Here is an 18,667-nt window from a genome sequence, read left to right as displayed (position 1 = left end):
GGTGCGGCGCGTTTCGCGGCCGTCCCGGGCGCGGCGGACGTGCGCGGTGTCGGGAAAGCCCCGGACGAGCCCGCTCGGGCGTGGCGGCCCAGGTGTGAGGGCGGCCGTGCGGCTCTGGGATCGCGGGTGCGCGGTGCTGCCGGGCCGCGGGGTTGCCGGGGGCGGTGCGGCGCGTTTCGCGGCCGTCCCGGGCGCGGCGGACGTGCGCGGTGCCGGGAAAGCCCCGGACGAGGCCGCTCGGGCGTGGCGGCGGTGCGGGAGGCTGCGCGCCCCTCCGGATCGCGAGGCTCGGTGCTGTCCGAGGGGTGGCGGAGAACCGGCCGAGGCGGGGTGCTGTGCTCGGCGCCGGCGGGCCGGGGTGTCGTGGGCGGCGCGGCACGGCACGGTTCGTGTTCGTCGGGCGCCGCGGACGCGCGGGGCCGGGGCGCGGCCGGGCGAGCGCGGCCGGGCGTGGTCCCTGGAGCGCGGAAAAACCGCGTGGCTCCAAGGGCGGGGGAACCGCGCGGCTCATGGGGCGCGAAAACCGCGCGGCTCCCCGGGGTGAGGAAGCCGCGTGGCTCCTGAGGTGGACCCCCCCGGCCTATGGGTGCGGGGGCGGAGACCGCCTGGCCTATGCGTACGGGGCCGGACACCGCCTGGCCCCCGGGATGGGCGCCTGGCCCCCGGGGTGCGCGCCTGGCTCCCGGGGATGGGCGCCTGGCCCCCGGGGAGGGGCGCCTGGCCCCCGGCCGTGCCTACCCCCGGGGTGCGGGACCCAGGCGGCCCCCCGACCCCAGCCCCGCAGGGCTCAGCTGCGTTCGACCGACGGTGCCGAGCCCGGGAGCGGGCGGCCGGCGGACTCGGTCATCCGCCAGACCGCGAAGCCGCCCACGACGGCGGCGGCCATCATGTAGTACGCGGGCATCATCATGTTGCCGGTCGCGCCGATCAGCGCGGTGACCACCAGCGGGGTGGTGCCGCCGAACAGGGACACCGACACGTTGAAGCCGATCGACAGGGAGCCGTAGCGGACCCGGGTCGGGAAGAGCGCGGGCAGCGCGGCGGGCATGGCGGCGGTGAAGCAGACCAGCAGCAGACCCAGGGCGCCCATGCCGAGCCCGACGGCCAGCAGGCTGCCCTGGCGGATCAGCAGCAGGGCCGGGACGGACAGCAGCAGGAAGCCCGCGCAGCCCACGGCGATCACGGGGCGGCGGCCGACCCGGTCGGTCAGGGCGCCGGCGAACGGCTGGACGATCATCATCAGCGCCATCACGGCGAGCACGACCAGCAGCCCGTGGGTCTCGTCGTACTTCAGCTCACTGGTGAGGTAGCTGGGCATGTACGACAGCAGCATGTAGTCGGTGACGTTGAAGACCAGCACCAGGCCCATGCACAGCAGCAGCGCCTTCCACTGCCCCGCGACCATCTCGCGCAGCGGCACCTTGGGCCGGGCGGCTTCCGCCTTCTCGACCTCGGCGGCGAAGGCCGGGGTCTCCTCCAGGCGCATCCGCAGGTAGAGGCCGATGATGCCCATCGGGCCAGCGATCAGGAACGGGATCCGCCAGCCCCAGGAGAGCAGGTCGTGCGTGGACAGCAGGGCGGTCATCAGGGTGACCAGGCCCGCGCCGCCGATGTACCCGGCCAGCGTGCCGAACTCCAGCCAGCTCCCGAAGAAGCCGCGCCTGCGGTCCGGTGCGTACTCGGCGATGAACGTCGAGGCGCCCGCGTACTCGCCGCCGGTGGAGAACCCCTGCACCAGGCGGGCGGCCAGCAGGAGCAGCGGCGCTCCGACGCCGATCGTCGCGTACGACGGGATCAGGCCGATCGCGAAGGTGCCGGCCGCCATCATGATCATGGTGACGGCGAGGACCTTCTGGCGTCCCACGCGGTCGCCCAGCGGGCCGAAGACCATGCCGCCGAGCGGGCGGACCAGGAAGGCCGCGGCGAAGGCGCCGAAGGTGGAGAGCAGCTGCGCGGTGGGGTTGCCCGAGGGGAAGAAGACCTTGCCCAGGGTGACCGCGATGTAGCTGTAGACACCGAAGTCGAACCACTCCATCGCGTTGCCGAGCGCGGCCGCCTTCACGGCGCGCTTGACGAGCGCGGGGTCGGTGACGGTGACGTCGGACGTCTTGCGGGCCCTGGGGATCTTCAGGGAGGGGGTGACGGCTGTGACGGTCGCCAAAACGGGGCTCGCCTACCTTTCGACGGGGACATGGCGCGACCCGGACGGCGGCGGTGGCGTGCGACGGGCCGAAAAACGACGATAGGGCGACTTGGGCCCCTTACGTCCCGTACGCGACTAGATGCATAACGCAGCTAAAGGGTGCGTACGCAGGTACTCCTGCCCCCTTCCGACCAGGAATAACGGCCTTCCACTGTGATCCTTGTCGCGTCATCAGACGGACATTTCGGACGTCCGAGGGGAGGTGCGGCCCCCGGCGGGGTGCCGGGGGCCGCGGTCGGGCCGGGGTCCGGGCGGGCCCTACAGGCGCTGGATGATGGTGCCGGTCGCGAGTCCGCCGCCCGCGCACATCGTGATCAGTGCGAACTCCTTGTCGGCGCGTTCCAGCTCGTGCAGGGCGGTGGTGATGAGGCGGGCGCCGGTCGCGCCGACCGGGTGGCCGAGCGCGATCGCGCCGCCGTTGACGTTCACCTTCTCCAGGTCCTGCTCGAAGACCCGGGCCCAGCTCAGCACGACGGAGGCGAACGCCTCGTTGATCTCGACCAGGTCGATGTCCCGCAGGGTCATGCCCGCCTTGCCCAGCACGGCGTGGGTGGCGTCGACGGGGCCGTCGAGGTGGAAGTGCGGGTCCGCGCCGACCAGCGCCTGGGCGACGATCCGGGCGCGCGGCCTCAGCTTCAGGGCGCGCGCCATGCGCTTGGACGCCCACATGACGGCCGCGGCGCCGTCGGAGATCTGCGAGGAGTTCCCGGCGGTGTGGACGGCGGTCGGCATGACCGGCTTCAGCCCCGCCAGCGCCTCCGGCGAGGTGTCGCGCAGCCCCTCGTCCCGGTCCACGAGACGCCACATGCCCTGCCCGGCGTGCTGCTCCTCCTCCGTGGTGGGCACCTGCACGGCGAAGGTCTCCCGCTTGAAGCGCTCCTCCGCCCAGGCGTGCGCCGCCCGCTCCTGCGAGAGCAGGCCGAGCGCGTCCACGTCCGCGCGGGTCAGGCCGCGGTGCCGGGCGATCCGCTCGGCCGCCTCGAACTGGTTGGGCAGGTCCACGTTCCACTCGTCCGGGAACGGTTTGCCGGGCCCGTGCTTGGAGCCCGAGCCCAGCGGCACCCGGGACATCGCCTCGACCCCGCAGCTGATGCCGACGTCGATCACACCGGCGGCCACCATGTTGGCCACCATGTGCGAGGCCTGCTGCGAGGAGCCGCACTGGCAGTCGACGGTCGTCGCCGCCGTCTCGTACGGCAGCCCCATGGCCAGCCACGCCGTGCGCGCGGGGTTCATGGACTGCTCGCCGGCGTGGGTCACCGTGCCGCCGACGATCTGCTCGACCGCGTCGGCTGGGATGCCGGTGCGGCCGAGCAGTTCACGGTAGGTCTCGCCCAGCAGGTAGGCGGGGTGCAGATGGGCGAGCGCGCCGCCGCGCTTGCCGATCGGGGTGCGTACGGCTTCGACGATCACGGGTTCCGCGGCCATGGGGGTGCGTCCTCTCCTCGGTCGCCCGCGCGGCGCGGGAGCGTCCCGGCCCGCCCGCCACGCAGAACTAGAACGCGTACTAGTTCTGGTCGAAGTCTGCTGACATGGTGTCCGTCGCCGCAAGGGTCGTGCAGCCTCCGAAGTCGCGATCCGCACGAATCACGCCCGCAATTGGGGCCGACGCATGTCTTGCCACTTGTAGAACCCGTTACTACCTTCACGGCAGCCGAATGTCTGATGGACCGTCAGAACGGACGACGGGAGCCGCCGATGCACTGTCCCGCGCTGCCCGACGGGTTCGACTTCACCGACCCCGACCTGCTGCAAAGCCGCGTGCCCCTCCCGGAGTTCGCCGAGCTGCGCCGCGCCGAACCGGTCCGCTGGATCCCGCAGTCCCAGGGCCTCGCGGGCTTCGCCGACGAGGGCTACTGGGCCGTGACCCGGCACGCGGACGTCAAGTACGTCTCCACCCACCCGGAGCTCTTCTCCTCCACCCTCAACACCGCGATCATCCGCTTCAACGAGCACATCGAACGCGACGCGATCGACGCCCAGCGGCTGATCCTGCTGAACATGGACCCGCCCGAACACACCCGGGTCCGCCAGATCGTGCAGCGCGGCTTCACGCCGCGTTCCGTCCGGGCCCTGGAGGACCGGCTGCGCGCCCGCGCCGAGGGCATCGTCACCGCCGCCCGCGCCCGCTCGGGACCCTTCGACTTCGTCACCGAGGTCGCCTGCGAACTGCCCCTGCAGGCCATCGCCGAACTGATCGGCGTCCCCCAGGAGGACCGGTCGAAGATCTTCGACTGGTCCAACCGGATGATCGCCTACGACGACCCCGAGTACGCGATCACCGAGGAGGTCGGCGCGCAGTCCGCCGCCGAGATCATCGCCTACGCCATGAACATGGCCGCCGAACGCAAGCGATGCCCCGCCCACGACATCGTCACGACCCTCGTGGCCGCGGAGGACGAAGGCAACCTGAACTCCGACGAGTTCGGCTTCTTCGTGCTCATGCTGGCGGTGGCGGGCAACGAGACCACCCGCAACGCCATCACCCACGGCATGCACGCCTTCCTCACCCACCCCGCCCAGTGGGACCTCTTCAAGCGCGAGCGGCCGGCGACCACCGCCGAGGAGATAGTCCGCTGGGCGACCCCGGTCAACGCCTTCCAGCGCACGGCCACCCAGGACACCGAACTCGGCGGGGCCCGGATCGGGAAGGGCGACCGGGTGGGCCTGTTCTACGCCTCCGCCAACCACGACCCCGAGGTCTTCGCCTCGCCCGACGCCTTCGACATCACCCGCGACCCCAACCCGCACCTCGGCTTCGGCGGCGGTGGTCCCCACTTCTGCCTCGGCAAGTCCCTCGCGGTCCTGGAGATCGACCTGATCTTCAACGCCCTGGCGGACGCGATGCCGTCCCTGCGCCTGGCCGGCGAACCGCGCCGGCTGCGCTCCGCCTGGATCAACGGCGTCAAGGAACTCCGGGTCACCACGGGCTGATCCCCCTGAACGGGGCCGACGGCTCCCGGCGCCGCCGGCCCACCCCGAGGGAGGCAGGAACAACCCGTCCCTATGCCCTGTTCCTGCCTCCCCCGAGCTTTCGCGTCCGCGAGTTCCCGCGCCCCCGGGGCTCGCCACCGTTCACTCGCGGCCCGAGGCCACCACGGCCAGCACCGCCGCGGCCGCCGCCGCGACCAGCAGCGGAACGCCGAGACCGTGGTGGAGGACCAGCCAGGCGCCGAGCGCGGCACCCACGACCATCGCGACCACCGACGCCGTACGGCGCGGGGAGCGCCGGCCGCTGCCGTCGCCGAGGCGGGAGTCGGCGGCCAGGCCCGTCAGGGTCATCGTCAGCACCGTCGTCGTCAGGTCCGGCACGCCCAGCCTGCGCACGGTGGCGTTGCGCAGGCCCATCGCGAAGGCGGTGAGCGCGATCAGGGCGTACCGGGTGCCGGTCGTGCCCGGCCGGCCGAAGCCCACCACCGCCGCCACCCCGACCAGCAGCGCCTCCGCCGCGAGGATCAGCCGCGCCCAGCTGCGGCGCGAGCCCCGCCCGTACCGTGCCGCCGCCCGGCCGCCGGCCACCGCACCCAGCAGGAAGCACACCAGCGAGGTGGCGGTGCCCGGGACCGAGAAGCCGGGCGCCCCGGCGGCGGCGAACCCGAGGACCACCACGTTGCCGGTCATGTTGGCGGTGAAGACCCGGCCGAGGCCCAGATAGCTCACCGCGTCGATCAGGCCGCTGACCACCGTCAGCACCAGCAGCACGGCCACCAGCCGCACCCCGCGCCCCTCGGGGCCGGCCGTCGGTGTCGTCATCGTTCCTCCTCGGACGCCCCGGCGAAGCCCGCGTCCCCGGCCGCCCGGACATGGCACATCCGGGCACGGCGCGTCCGGACATGACGGAGGACACGCTCGCGGCGGGCGGAAAAGCAGCCCGGTCGGCGGATGTGCGAGGCGGACGCGCGAGGGGCCGCGCGGGTCGGACGCGTGCGGTGGGCGCGAGCGCGCCGGAGGTCACGCGTGCCGGGGGCCGCCGTCATTCCGGCCGTCGTGCCGCTTCACCCGCGTCCGGACATGCGCGCGCACCCTCGCCCGGTGCGGGGCGAGGGTGCGGATGCGGAAGGGGGGCCCGTCGACCGGGCGGGGGTCGTACCGGGCGGCCCTGGCCGGCGTCGCGCGCCGGTTCACAGCGGGGCGGCCGAGGGCGGGGACCTGCGATGTCATGCAGGGTTCTGCGGGAGGGGGTGGGCCGTCCGCGGCCGGGGGGTGCTGCTGCCGGCCGGCTCAGTACCAGCCGTTGGCCTGCCAGAAGGACCAGGCCTTGGCCGGGCTGCCGTAGCGGGAGTTCATGTAGTCCAGGCCCCACTTGATCTGGGTGGCCGGGTTGGTCTTCCAGTCGGAGCCGGCCGAGGACATCTTCGAGCCCGGCAGCGCCTGGACCAGGCCGTAGGCGCCGGAGGAGCTGTTGGTGGCGGCGGGGTTCCAGCCGCTCTCGTGCTCCACGATCTTGCTGAACGCGTTGTACTGCGCGGCGTCCGGGATCATCTTGTGCGCGACCGCCTGGGCGGAGGAGGCCGTGGAGGGCGCGGCCTGGGCGGGCGCCGCGGTCAGCGCCATGCCTGCGGTGGCGGCGGCCAGGGCGGCGGCGGTGAGGGCCTTCTTCGGGGAAGCGACGCGGCGGATGAAGGAGACGGACACGGAGAACCTCTTGGCTCGGGGACGGGGGATCGCCCGCGTCCGGACCACCTGACGCGGTGGCCGCACACGTCGGCGCCCGGACCCGTTCGGGCTCGTGGCGCCTGGCGACGTCGTCCAGACAAACAGGCCCGAGGCGTGTCCGCAATGACCCCTTTTACTAGTTGTGGCCGGATCGGCGGCCCCGGCCGCCCGTGTGGCGTGGCTCTCAAAACCCAGGTCAGAGGGGGTGCCCGAAAGGGCTTTTCGGACATTTACCCCTACGGCCCCGGATCGTAGGTGACCTGCGTCATGTGGGGCGCTTCACCGGCCGCCTCACGGTCCGCAGGCGGACGCTCACGGGGCGGGTGCGTCGAATGTGACCGCGGTCTCGAAAGCGGCCCGCCGGGTGGCCCGGCGCAGCGCGCGCAGCAGCGCCGGCCCGACGAACACGGTCAGCAGGACCGTGCAGACCGCCCGGCCCAGGTCCCAGCCCATGGAGGTGGCCAGGCAGTACGCGGCGAACCGGGCCAGGTTGGCCGGGACCGCCGCGTGCGGGTCGAAGGCGATGTTCGAGGTGAGGGCGCCCATGAAGGGCCAGCCGGCCAGGTTCATGACCGTGCCGTAGGCGAAGGCGGCGACGAAGCCGTAGCCCGCGAGCAGCAGCAGTTCCCCGCGGCCGCGCAGCCCGGACCGGCCGGGCAGCAGTCCGGCGCCCATGGTGAACCAGCCCATGGCCAGCATCTGGAACGGCATCCACGGCCCGACCCCGCCGGTGAGCAGCGCGGACGCGAACATCGTGACCGAGCCGAGCACGAACCCGAAGCCGGGGCCGAGCACCCGGCCGCTGAGCACCATGAGGAAGAACATGGGCTCGATCCCGGCGGTGCCCGCGCCGACCGGGCGCAGCGCCGCCCCGGTCGCGGCCAGCACCCCCAGCATCGCGACGGCCTTCGGGCCGAGACCGGACTCGGAGATCGTCGCCGCCACGACCGCGACCAGCAGCACCAGCAGACCGGCGAACAGCCAGGGGGCGTCCTCGGCGTGCGCGCCGATCCGCGAGCCGGGCGGAGCGAGGAAGGGCCAGCAGAAGGCCACCACGCCGACCGCGCTGACCAGCCCGAGCGCGGCCAGGGAGCGGGGGCCGAGGGGTACGGCACGCACGGCACGTACGGGAACGGCGGCGCGGGCCGGACCGGGGGAACCGTCGTGGCCCGTGCGGGCCCGGCCCGTGCGTGCCGTGCCGGTGCCGTGCGTGCCGTCGGTGGCGCGGGCGCCGGGGACCTCACCCGCCTCGCCGGTGCGGTCCGGGCGCGGGGTGTGCGCGGTCGTCATGCCAGGGCCTCCCGTACCTCGGCCACCGTCAGCCAGCGCTGCGGGGCCAGGATCTTGGTGACCTGCGGGGCGAAGGACGGCGAGGAGACCACGATCTCCGCCGTCGGGCCGTCCGCGATCACCTCGCCGTCGGCGAGCAGCACCACCCGGTGCGCGATCTCGGCCGCCAGCTCCACGTCGTGGGTGGCCAGCACGATCGCGTGCCCCTCGGCGGCAAGACCGCGCAACACCGTGACCAGGCGGGCCTTGGCCGCGTAGTCCAGACCGCGCGTCGGCTCGTCGAGCAGCAGCAGGGGCGGCCGGGCGGCCAGGACGACCGCCAGCGCGAGCGCCAGGCGCTGCCCCTCCGACAGGTCACGCGGATGGGTGTCGTCGGTGATGTCCGGCAGCAGCCCGGACACCAGGGCACGGCAGGTGCCGGGCTCGGCTCCCGCGTCCCGGTCGGCGGCCGCGCACTCGGCGGCCACCGTGTCCGCGTAGAGCAGGTCGCGCGGCTCCTGCGGCACGAGTCCGACCCGGCGCACCAGCTCGGGCGGCGCGGTGCGGTGCGGTACGGCGCCGCCGACGTGGACCGTGCCCGCGCTCGGCTCGACCAGTCCGACCAGCGAGCCGAGCAGCGTGGACTTCCCGGCGCCGTTGCGGCCCATGAGCGCGACCGTCTCGCCGGGCGCCACGGACAGGTCGACCTCCCGCAGGGCGGTGATCCGGCTCCGCCGCACCGACAGCGAGCGGACCTCGGCGACCTGCGGGGCGGCGGCGGGACCCGCGGCGGGCCGCCGGAACAGCCGGCGGCGGGGCGCCGGCACGGACGCGCGGGGCCCAGGCGACGCGCAGGCGGCCGGGGCGGACGCCGCAGACGGGGCCGCGGCGGCCGGCGGGGTGCTCCCGGTCAGCCGCTCGCGCAGCCCGGCGGCCCGGCGCCGGGCGTCCCGTACGGTCAGCGGCAGCGGGGCCCAGCCGGCCAGCCGGCCCAGGTCCACCACCGGCGGGTACACCGGCGAGACGGCCATCAGCTCGGCCGGGTCGCCGTGCAGCGGGGCCGCGCCGGGCGCGGGCAGCAGCACGACCCGGTCGGCGTACTGGATCACCCGCTCCAGCCGGTGCTCGGCCATCAGCACCGTCGTACCGAGGTCGTGGACCAGCCGCTGCAGGACGGCCAGCACCTCCTCCGCCGCCGCGGGGTCGAGCGCCGAGGTCGGCTCGTCCAGCACCAGCACCCGCGGGTGCGGCGTGAGGACCGAGCCGATCGCCACCCGCTGGCGCTGCCCGCCGGAGAGCGTGGCGATCGGACGGTCCCGCAGATCGGCCAGGCCCAGCAGGTCGAGGGTCTCCTCCACCCGGCGCCGCATCACCGCCGGGGCGAGCCCCAACGACTCCATGCCGTAGGCGAGTTCCTCCTCCACCGTGTCCGTCACGAAGTGCGCGAGCGGGTCCTGGCCCACCGTGCCCACCACATCGGCGAGTTCGCGCGGCCGGTGGGTCCGGGTGTCCCGGCCGGCCACCGTGACCCGGCCGCGCAGGGTGCCGCCGGTGAAGTGCGGGACCAGCCCGCCGACCGCGCCCAGCACGGTCGACTTGCCGACCCCGGACGGACCGACCAGCAGCGCCAGTTCCCCCTCGGGCACCTCGAAGTCCACGTCCCGCACGGCCGGCCGGGCCGCGCCCTCGTACGAGACGGCGACCTCCTCGAAGCGGATCACGACGGCTCCTCGGGGTCCGGGGTTTCCTTGGGTACGACGAAGGCGGGCAGCAGGGCCGGCAGGACGGCGGCGGCCGGCCACAGCGGCAGGGTGGGGGCGGCCAGCGGCACGACCCCGGGGTTCAGCGCGCCCGGATCGCGCACCGAGGCGAGCGTGAGCAGCGCGGCGACGGCGGCACCCGAGCCCGCGACCAGCCAGGCGTGCGCCCCCCACGGCTCCGGCCGGTACCGGGTGCGCGGGGCGCGGCGGCCGCCCAGGCGCAGGCCCGCGAGCGCGGCGGCGACCCCGGCGAGCAGCACCGGCAGCCCGTAGGTGCCGCCCTCGGCGGTGAGCAGTCCGTACGTGCCCGCGCACACGCCGAGCAGCCCGCCGAGGGTGAGCGCGGTCGTGGTGCGGCGCACCGGGGCGGGGACGTCGGCGGTGCGGCCGTAGCCGCGGGCGTCCATCGCGGCGGCCAGGGCGACGGAACGTTCCAGCGCGCCCTCCAGGACCGGCAGGCCGACCTGCAGCAGCCCGCGCACGCCCCGGTCCGGGCGGCCGCGCAGCCGGCGGGCGGCGCGCAGCCGCTGGACGTCGGCGACGAGGTGCGGCGCGAAGGTGAGCGCGACGACCACGGCCACGCCCGTCTCGTACAGGGCGCCGGGCAGCGACTTGAGCAGCCGGGCCGGGGCGGCCAGCGCGTTGGCGGCGCCCACGCAGATGAGGAGCGCGGCGAGCTTGAGGCCGTTGTACCCGGCGAAGAGCAGCGCCTCCGCGCTGACCGGGCCGCCGAGCCTGATGCCCTGCGCCCAGTGCGGCAGGGGGACTTCGGGCAGGGTGAACAGGATGTGGGAGCCGGGCACGGGGGAGCCGAGCACGACCGTGAAGGCGAGACGGACGACGAGCACGGCGACCGCGAGCTTGGCGAACGCGGTGTAGGAGCGGGCCCAGGGAGCGGCCGAGCGGTGGGTGGCCACCACATAGCCGGCCGCGGCCATGAGAAGCGCGAGGAGCAGGGGGTTGGTGGTACGGGTGGCCGCCGTGCCGAGGCCGAGCGACCAGAGCCACCAGGCCCCCGGGTGCAGGGGCGCACGGCGCCGGTGCCGGGCGACGGCCGGGGCGGCGGTGGCCGCCCCGGCGGTGCCGCGGACCGCGCGACCGGCCGCCGGCCGCGCGCGGTCACCGGCGCCGCTACGCATTCCCGCGCCGCCGCGCCTGCCAGACGGCCGCGCCCGCGAGCAGCGCGACCACCGCCGCGCCGATCGGCAGGCCCAGCGAGGGACCGCCGTGCGAACCGGACTCGTGGTTCGCCTCCGAGCCGGACTTCGTACCGGCGCCGGCCGCCGGTGCCTTCCCCGCCGACACCTGCTCCCCGCAGCCCTTGTGCGGGTAGCCGGCGATCGCGCACAGCAGGGCGTTGGCGTCGTAGCGCAGCGGTTTCGCGGCCGCCGCCAGGGCGTCGGCCGCCGTGGCGTCCTCGGACACCCGGGCGCAGGCCGTGCGGCGGGCCGGCGGCGTCTCACCGGACGGCGCGTCCGCCGGGGTGCCGAAGTCGAGGACCAGCGCGACGCGCTTGTGGCCCGGACGGGCCGGGGTGCCCGCGCAGATGGTGGCGAAGTCCGCCGCACCGCGCGGCCGGCTCGCGTCCGCGGAGTCCTCGCTCACCGCGAACCGGAAGCCCTGCACACTGCCGTCGTCGGGGCGCGCGGTCGCCGGGCCCTGGGTGGCGTACGTCCACCGGGCCCCGTCCCGCTCCCAGAACGACCAGTAGCGGTACCCGGCGGCATGCGCCTGGGCCGCGCCGGCCACCACGACGAGCACGGCGGCCAGCAGGGCGGCGGCACGGCGGACGGTGGTCACGACCGTGCCTTCTTCTTCCGGCCGCTGAGCAGGAACCCGATGCCGACGCCCGCGACCAGGCCGACGCCGACGATCCACCAGACGCCCGTGTGCGAGTCGTCCTCGGCGGCCTTCGCCTCGGAGTGCGCCGCGCTCCCGGCCTTCGGCGCCGGACCCGTCGCGTTGAGCGCCCGCACCAGATCCGTACCGCCGAAGTGGCGCGGGTCGTCGCCCATCGCGTGGGCGGCGAAGACCAGTTCGGCGTAGGCGGCCGGGCCGCTCTGCTCCGCCCACTTCGCCGCGTTCTTCTCCAGCCAGGCGTACGGCTTCTTCGCCTGACGGGTCCAGCCGTCCGCGGCGAGCGCGACGACGGCGTCCGCGGTGTTGCCGTAGTCGGGCTGGTCCTTGGCGCCGGGCAGCGCCGACTTCAGGTACGGGTCGCCGGCCATGGCGCCCGCCAGGTAGGCGGAGGCGTTGTTCGCCACCTGCGCGGGGGTGAGCGGCTTGCCGGAGCCGGCGCAGACGTACCCCTGCTCGGGGGCCTTGCCGGCACCGGCCGCGAGGGTCTTGCCGAGGGCGCCGAGCACGGCGGCCGCCGTCGCGTCCGGGTTGCCGGTCAGCTTGCCCTTCTTGTCCGGCTGGTAGGGGAGCGCGCCGGCCGCGTCGCCGTCGCACGGCAGCGACCACTTGGCCAGCAGGTCGTAGGGGTTCTTGCTGCCGAGGTGCAGCTTGGCGGGGTCCTGGCCGGCTCCGGCGAACGCGCCGGCGACGACACCGGTGGAGTTGGTGTCGCTCGGGGAGCCGGGGGTGTAGCCCCAGCCGCCGTCCTTGTTCTGCTGGGACGACAGCCAGACCAGGGCCTTGCGTATCTCGGTGTCGTGACCGCCGAGCGCCTGCAGCGCCTGGACGGCGGCGGCCGTGCTGTTGGTGTCGGGCTGGGCGCCGGTCTTGCCGCCGCAGGGCTTGGCGGTGTCGGCCCGGAAGGCGGCGAAGCCGCCGTCGGCGCACTGCTGCCCGGTCAGCCAGTCGACGGCCGAGGCGGCCGGGCGGTAGCCGACGGTCCGCTGCGCGAGCAGCGCCAGCGACTGGCGCCAGACACCGTCGTACGTCGGGTCCGTCCTGCCGTACAGGCCGGCGGGCACGGTCACCTTCGGGGAGGCGGACGGGGACGAATCGGCGGCCGTGGCGGGCGCGGCTGCGGCCAGCACACCCAGGGCGGCGAGAGCCGCGGCACTGCGGCGGACGTTCATGGTCGGCGACTGCCTCTCTGCGGGAACCGGCAGCGCGCGGGACCACCCCGGGCGGCTCGGCTCCGTGAACCTCGACGGTGCCGTGCGCGACGGGCCGTCGCGCACGCGAGCCGGTCAACGTCCCGCCCGGGGCAGTCCGGCTCACCGCCCGGGGGGCGGTTCACGGTTGCGGGTCAGCGCCGGAATTGCACCGGCTTCCCCCCGTACGGGTGTGATGACGACGCCGCCACTTTACCGGCCGCCGAACCGGGCCTGAGAGGTGGCTGTGGGCACAGGGCCACCGTGACCGGGGTCACCCGGTGTGGAGGGGTGGCGGTCGGGGGTGCGGAGGTGTGTCGGGCGGCGTGCGGTCGGGGGTGCGGAGGTGTGTCGGGCGGCCCGTGGTCGGGAGCGTGGAGGTGCGTCAGGCTCTGCACGGCGGCCGGAGGTGTGGGGATGCGTCGGGCTTCGTGCGGCGGCCGGAGGTGTGGGATGCGTCAGGTTTCGTGCGGCGGCTGGAGGTGTGGGATGCGTCAGGTTTCGTGCGGCGGCTGGAGGTGTGGGGATGCGTCACGTTTCGCGCGGTCGCCGGGGATGCGCGGGTGCGTCGGGCTTCGGGTGGCCGGACCGCGGAGGTCGCGTCAGGCCGCGTGCGGCTGGGTCGTCGGGGTGACGGTCGCGCTCAGGTAGTGGGCCATCTCGCGCAGCGCGTGCTCGCACCGCGCCGGGTCGTCGCCCTCCGCCACCCAGTGCGCGAGCCGGTCGGCCGGCCCGGCGTGCGCGGCCGCCGTGACCGCGTCTCCCGGCCGCCGGGTGAGCACCATCCGCTCGGCGCACGGCTCGTACCGGGCGGCCGGGTCCAGGTGGAGGTGGGTCAGCAGGCCGGTCGTGGCCGGGTAGGCGAACTGGATCGCGGCCGCCCGCTGCCGGGTCGGCGTCACGTCCGGGAGGCGCCCCGTGGCCAGGGCCGCGGCGGCCCGTACGAGGTCGACGCCGGTGGCCCGTTCCACCAGCAGCGGGATCAGGTCACCGGGCAGATGCGGGACGACGTCCGTGACCCGGGGACCCCGTTCGGTCAGCCGCAGGCCGACGTGGGCCACCGTGTGGGCGAGACCGAGCGCGCGCACGGTCCGCTCCACCGTCTGCCGCAGGAACGGGTTGTGCAGCAGGGCGTCGTGCGCGTGCACGGAGTGCCGCAGCGGCTGCCGGGCGGGCGCCGGACCCGGGGTCGTCCGGGTGAGCGCGGCGATGCGCACCTCGTCGTCCAGGACCACGGCCTCCGCCGAGACCAGCAGCCCCTCCGTGTCCTCGGGACCGGCCGGCGCCACCCGGTGACGGGCCAGCAGCGCCGCCAGGGCGACGGGATCGGCGCAGGCCGCGGCCGTCTCGTACGGGACGCCGGGCAGCGCCAGCCGCGCGGCGATGCGCGCGGCGCCCACCAGATGCTCCGCCGACCAGGTCAGCACCCCGCGGAAGCGGTGCCGGGCCGCGTACCGCGCGACCGCCGCCGCCGCGGCCTCCTCGCGCGGGTCCGCCGCCAGATGGCCCGCCAGGTAGGGGCGGGTCCAGCCGGGCGGGTCGAGGCCCACCAGCACCACCGGGTGGGAGGCCGCGATCCGGGCCAGCGGGTACGCGTCGTACGCGGCCCGGCGGCCGGTCCCGAGCAGGAGGACGGACTGCGGCATCGGAGCCTCACCTTCGTGGGGAGAAGGCGGACAGAGGAACGCCCCGGGTGCTGCTCCCCCGATATGCAGCACCCGGAGCGGGTCGATCTTGCTCTCCGTGTCCCGATACTCACCCAACGCACCCTCAACTGTCAACGATTGCTGCTTCTTTGGGCAGTCGGCCCTGCCATGTCTGGTCGGCACCCGGGTGACCGGGTAGCCTCGCGTGAGCTCAGCCACGGAACGGACGACGCGCCCAGGGGGGACCTCGGTGAGTGACGCCTACGCCCCGCTGGCCGACGTGCTGGACCGGCTCGGGGAACTGACCGGTCGGCCAGGCCGGCTGCCGGAGGCGCTGGACGTGGCCGGCCTCTCGCACCGCACCGGCATCCCCGTCGGCGTCGTCGCCGAACTGCTCTCGGGCGGCCGGGCACCCGAGGTGTGCCTGTCCCAACGAGTGCGCCAGCGGCTGGACTTCATCCGGGAGACGCGGCGCAGGGCGGACGGCAAGCGGTACTCGCTGGACGAGCTGGCCCGGATCGCCGGCACCAGCAGGCAGTGGCTGAGCGAGTGGCGCAAGAGCGGCATGCCGGGCCTGGAACACACCGACCGGCTGCGCCGGTTCTTCGGTCTGCCGGCCGGCTTCTTCACCGCGGACGAACAGGAAGCGCTGTGCGAGGCGTTGCAGCCGGTGCTGCAGAGCCTGGAGGCGGAGGCCGACCCGCTGCTGCGGCTGCGGGAGAGCGGACTGGTGCGGCTGGCCGCCCGCGCCCCGCAGATGAACGCCCGCCAGCTCGCCACGCTCGCCGATCTGGCCGAGATGATCATCACCTCGGAGCGGTCAGGGGAGCGCGGGGCGGTCAGGGAGCCCGCCGACCTGCGAGGTGCCGGGCGGGCGTGACACCCGCCGAGGGCTCCGCCGTGTGCCCGGTTCGGCACTGGCCGTAAACGATCGTTCCCGCCCGGGGAACATGCCATTCCCGTGCTTCTGGTCCTATGGTTCGCGCGCACAGCCGCGCACAGCCGCGCACCCGCACGCCCGCGCACCCGCACGCCCGCACGGCTGCACACCCGCGCACCGCAGGCCCGCACAGCCGCGCACCGCACCCCGCACGCCCGCACGCCCGCCGACCTCGACCGCAAGGACGACGACCGCAAGGACGACGCATGCGCCCCGACAGATCGCCGAGATCCCGCAGACCCGTGAGGTCGCCGAAGCGGTTCCTCGACCGGCTCGTCCGCGACACCGCCCGGACCCTCACCCCGCCCGTCCGGCCGGAGGCGTTCCTGCACGCGGTCTGCGCCACGCTCGGTCCGCAGCTCGACCGCCCGGTCCGGCTGAAGTTCGTCGGCTTCCCGCCGGGTCTCGACATCTCCGGGGCCACCTTCGCCCTGGACGACGCGTACGTCGTCGTGGTCGAGGAACGCGCCCCGGACGAGCACAAGTTCGTCATCGCGGGGCACGAGATCGGCCACATCCACTTCCGGACGCTGGACGTCCACCAACCGGCCGGGATCCCCGCGGCCGCGCGCCGGCTGCTGGCCCGCGCCGACGAGGACGTCCCCTGGGCGCGGGTGGTCGCCCTGGCCGCCCGGTCGCCCACGACGGCGGCGGCCGAGGCGGAGTGGGAGGCCGAGGAGTGCGGGCTGCGGCTCGCGGCCAAGTTCCGCCGGGTCGTCGGCCCGGGCGCGGCCGCCGGGCGGACCACCCAGGACACCCTCACCGGCCGCCTGTCGTCCTCACTGGGCAACATCGGCGGGCCGTGATGCGCTGGGACCCGTGCGGCTCGTTCGCCGCCTACGCCGTCCCCGCCGCGCTGCTCGCGGTGGCCTTCCTGATCAAGCTGCCGCTGCTGCGGCGGGCCTGGCAGGACCCGATCCTGCGGGCCACCGCCCTGCTGCTGGCGATCGGCACGGTCGTCTTCGCCTCGCTGCCGCCGGCCAACCTGCACCGCATCAACCGGATCACCGGGATCCCCAACTTCGCCGGTCTGTGGGTGTACTCGCTGCTCACCGTCTACTGCGGGGCCTGTCTGTGGCTGATCATCACCTGGCGCGAGCCGCCGTCCGCGGTCCGCCGCCGGCGCACCCGCACGGTCTGGCTGGTCTACGGCGCCATCATCCTCGGCCTGTGGACGACCTTCCTGCTCGGCGACCACCACGTCGAGCGGCTGCGGGACCTCGACACGTACTACGCCGACACGCCTTGGATGCGGGAGTTCACGCTGCTGTACCTGGTGGCGCACCTGGCCTCGGCGCTGGTCGCGGCGGGCATCCTGTGGGCCTGGTTCAAGGAGGTCGAGGACACCTGGCTCCGCCGGGCCGTGGTCTTCCTCCGGGTCGCGTACGCGCTCGGGCTCGTCTTCGGCATCGTCAAACTCGTCGCGATCGGCGCCCGGTTCGACGGGCGGGACTGGGACTGGCTGTCGACCTGCGCGGCCCCGCCGTTCGCCATCGCCGAGGCGGGACTGGTCGCCGTCGGCTTCATCGCCGGCCAGGCCGGACCGGTCGTCGAGGAGCGCCGGCGCCTGGTCCGCACCCACCGGCGGCTCAGGCCCCTGTGGCAGGTGATGCTCACCGTCACGCCCCCCGCCGCCCCGGCGACCGGCCGGGTCAGCGGTGCCGCCCTGCGCCTGGAGTTGCGCCGGGCCACCATCAACGACGGCCTGCTCAGACTCAGCCCCCACCTCAGCCGGTCCCGCCGCGACCGCACCCACCGCGCGGCGACCGCGGCCGGCCACCCCGACACGGCCGCCCGCGGCATCGCGGCGGCGGTGGACATCCTGACCGCGGCGGAAGCGCTCCGCCTGCCGGTTCCCGAGCGGCCCGGGGCACCCGACACGGTGCCGGGCCTCGGCCCCCACCCCGTGTCCGTCGATCCGGTCGCGCCCGCGCGGGGCCTCGCGGATGTGTCCGACGGTGAGCTGGAGTGCATCGCGCACGCCCTGCGGGTCCACTCGTCGATCGTCGACACGCTCCGCCGGGAGGCGGTCGCCGCAGAAGGTCTCACCACGGGTGCCTGACCTGCGCACGCCGTCCAGCAGGCAGGCACCCCTTCCTGACGGTGATCCCCTCACGCCGCCACGTACGCCACCGGCTCGCTCCCCGTCACCGGCTCCGCCCGCCCCAGTTTCACCAGGCGGCGCAGATGGGCCTCGGCCTCGGAGACCGCGATGGTGCGTGACCCGTAGGGGATCTGGGACCAGGGGCGGTTCCACTCCATGCGCTCGGCCAGCTGCCAGGGGGTGAGCGGTTCGCGGAGGAGGGCGAGCAGGCCGGTGAGGCGTTCCTCGTGGTGCGCGAGCAACTCCCGTACCCGGCCGGAGGCGTCGGCGAAGACGTGCTGGTGGGCGGGGAGCACCTCGGCCGGTGCGAGCCGCCCCACCCGCTCCAGGGAGTCCAGGTAGTCACCGAGCGGATCGGTGACCGTGGCGTCGTCGGGGTCCTCGTACAGGCCGATGTGCGGGGTGATCTCCGGCAGCAGGTGGTCGCCGCTGAACAGCCTTCCCCGGCCGGGGAGATGGGCGGGGTGCTCCTCCTCCAGGTGCAGACACACGTGGCCGGGCGTGTGGCCCGGGGTCCAGATCGCGCGCAGCCGGCGGCCCGGCAGGTCGAGGAGTTCGCCGGGGACGATCTCGCGGTCGGGCAGCGCGGGGGAGAGGCCGGGCAGGGTCCGGCGGCCCCGGGCCGCGCGCAACGGGGCGACGTGCTCCTCGGGCGCCCCGGCCGCCGTCAGCTTGGCCGCCATGTACGCGTACCAGCGCCCGGGCCGCGTCTCGCGGGCCCTGCGCACGATCGCCGCGTCCGCCGCGTGCATCGCCACCCACGCCCCGGAGACCTCGCGGACCTGCCCCGACAGGCCGTGGTGGTCCGGATGGTGATGCGTGACGACGACGCCGGCCACCTCGCCGACGGACGTCCCGCAGGCCGTCAGCCCGGCCGTGAGCGCGTCCCAGGCGGCCGGATCGTCCCAGCCCGTGTCCACCAGGACCGGCCCCCGGTCGGTGTCCACGACGTACACCAGCGTGTGGCCGAGCGGATTGTCCGGGATCGGCACCCGGACGGACCGCACACCTCCGCCGTGATCGAACGCCTCCGCCATCGCCG

15 protein-coding genes and 1 riboswitch are annotated in these 18,667 nt (G+C 74.9%); of the genes, 4 read left to right on the top strand and 11 right to left on the bottom strand.

The genetic code is table 11. The features are described from left to right. Positions 1 to 787: 787 nt before the first annotated feature. Positions 788 to 2,161 carry a glycine betaine/L-proline transporter ProP gene (gene proP, locus B446_RS12195; RefSeq protein ID WP_020939746.1) on the bottom strand — a complete coding sequence of 458 codons (1,374 nt, stop codon included), beginning with the start codon at positions 2,159 to 2,161 and terminating at the stop codon, positions 788 to 790. Positions 2,162 to 2,461: 300 nt separating this feature from the next. Then, positions 2,462 to 3,631, bottom strand: a complete 1,170-nt coding sequence (locus B446_RS12190) for a steroid 3-ketoacyl-CoA thiolase (protein ID WP_020939745.1) — start codon at positions 3,629 to 3,631, stop codon at positions 2,462 to 2,464. Between the two features lie 270 nt (positions 3,632 to 3,901). On the opposite strand from B446_RS12190, the gene B446_RS12185 reads away from it, so the two are divergent. After that, positions 3,902 to 5,137 (top strand): cytochrome P450, encoded by a 1,236-nt coding sequence (locus tag B446_RS12185; RefSeq protein WP_020939744.1) that lies wholly within the window; start codon positions 3,902 to 3,904, stop codon positions 5,135 to 5,137. 141 nt (positions 5,138 to 5,278) lie between these two features. Here the strand turns inward: B446_RS12185 and B446_RS12180 are convergent, their stop codons facing one another. From B446_RS12180 to B446_RS40750, 8 genes are all read right to left on the bottom strand, one after another. After that, positions 5,279 to 5,956 carry a YoaK family protein gene (locus tag B446_RS12180; RefSeq protein WP_020939743.1) on the bottom strand — a complete coding sequence of 226 codons (678 nt, stop codon included), beginning with the start codon at positions 5,954 to 5,956 and terminating at the stop codon, positions 5,279 to 5,281. A gap of 468 nt (positions 5,957 to 6,424) precedes the next feature. Further along, positions 6,425 to 6,838 carry a transglycosylase SLT domain-containing protein gene (locus tag B446_RS12175; RefSeq protein WP_020939742.1) on the bottom strand — a complete coding sequence of 138 codons (414 nt, stop codon included), beginning with the start codon at positions 6,836 to 6,838 and terminating at the stop codon, positions 6,425 to 6,427. 333 nt (positions 6,839 to 7,171) lie between these two features. Beyond that, complete coding sequence (locus tag B446_RS12170) at positions 7,172 to 8,149, bottom strand: ECF transporter S component (protein WP_020939741.1); 978 nt, start codon at positions 8,147 to 8,149, stop codon at positions 7,172 to 7,174. Continuing rightward, a complete protein-coding gene (locus tag B446_RS12165; protein ID WP_020939740.1) occupies positions 8,146 to 9,849 on the bottom strand; it encodes an ABC transporter ATP-binding protein in 1,704 nt (567 codons plus the stop codon). The genes B446_RS12170 and B446_RS12165 overlap by 4 nt, the downstream gene beginning before the upstream one ends. Continuing rightward, on the bottom strand, positions 9,846 to 11,027 hold the full coding sequence (locus tag B446_RS12160; protein WP_020939739.1) for a hypothetical protein: 1,182 nt from the start codon (positions 11,025 to 11,027) through the stop codon (positions 9,846 to 9,848). The genes B446_RS12165 and B446_RS12160 overlap by 4 nt, the downstream gene beginning before the upstream one ends. After that, the gene (locus B446_RS12155) at positions 11,020 to 11,688 is read right to left on the bottom strand and encodes an SCO2322 family protein (RefSeq protein ID WP_020939738.1); all 669 of its coding nucleotides are present in this window, start codon (positions 11,686 to 11,688) and stop codon (positions 11,020 to 11,022) included. The genes B446_RS12160 and B446_RS12155 overlap by 8 nt, the downstream gene beginning before the upstream one ends. Continuing rightward, complete coding sequence (locus B446_RS12150) at positions 11,685 to 12,917, bottom strand: prenyltransferase/squalene oxidase repeat-containing protein (RefSeq protein ID WP_020939737.1); 1,233 nt, start codon at positions 12,915 to 12,917, stop codon at positions 11,685 to 11,687. The genes B446_RS12155 and B446_RS12150 overlap by 4 nt, the downstream gene beginning before the upstream one ends. A gap of 129 nt (positions 12,918 to 13,046) precedes the next feature. After that, positions 13,047 to 13,118, bottom strand: a riboswitch (cobalamin riboswitch). 419 nt (positions 13,119 to 13,537) lie between these two features. Next, complete coding sequence (locus tag B446_RS40750) at positions 13,538 to 14,581, bottom strand: carboxylase (protein WP_020939736.1); 1,044 nt, start codon at positions 14,579 to 14,581, stop codon at positions 13,538 to 13,540. A 250-nt stretch (positions 14,582 to 14,831) separates the two neighbouring features. On the opposite strand from B446_RS40750, the gene B446_RS12140 reads away from it, so the two are divergent. The 3 genes from B446_RS12140 to B446_RS12130 all read left to right on the top strand — a co-directional run bounded on the left by B446_RS12140 (position 14,832) and on the right by B446_RS12130 (position 17,583). After that, a complete protein-coding gene (locus B446_RS12140; RefSeq protein ID WP_020939735.1) occupies positions 14,832 to 15,461 on the top strand; it encodes a transcriptional regulator in 630 nt (209 codons plus the stop codon). Positions 15,462 to 15,727: 266 nt separating this feature from the next. Then, positions 15,728 to 16,327, top strand: a complete 600-nt coding sequence (locus tag B446_RS12135; RefSeq protein ID WP_234967482.1) for a hypothetical protein — start codon at positions 15,728 to 15,730, stop codon at positions 16,325 to 16,327. Further along, positions 16,327 to 17,583, top strand: coding sequence for an MAB_1171c family putative transporter (locus tag B446_RS12130; protein WP_020939733.1), 1,257 nt, complete (start codon positions 16,327 to 16,329; stop codon positions 17,581 to 17,583). Before B446_RS12135 ends, B446_RS12130 begins: the two co-directional genes overlap by 1 nt. Positions 17,584 to 17,633: 50 nt before the next feature. On the opposite strand, the gene B446_RS12125 is transcribed toward B446_RS12130, so the two are convergent. Continuing rightward, positions 17,634 to 18,662: an MBL fold metallo-hydrolase gene (locus B446_RS12125; protein ID WP_020939732.1), complete on the bottom strand. Its 1,029-nt coding sequence runs from the start codon at positions 18,660 to 18,662 to the stop codon at positions 17,634 to 17,636. Positions 18,663 to 18,667 lie beyond the last annotated feature (5 nt).

The organism is Streptomyces collinus Tu 365, assembly GCF_000444875.1.
Lineage (GTDB): Bacteria > Actinomycetota > Actinomycetes > Streptomycetales > Streptomycetaceae > Streptomyces > Streptomyces collinus_A.
Note: the sequence above shows the minus strand (reverse complement) of the source record. Positions and strands in the feature narration are given on the sequence as shown.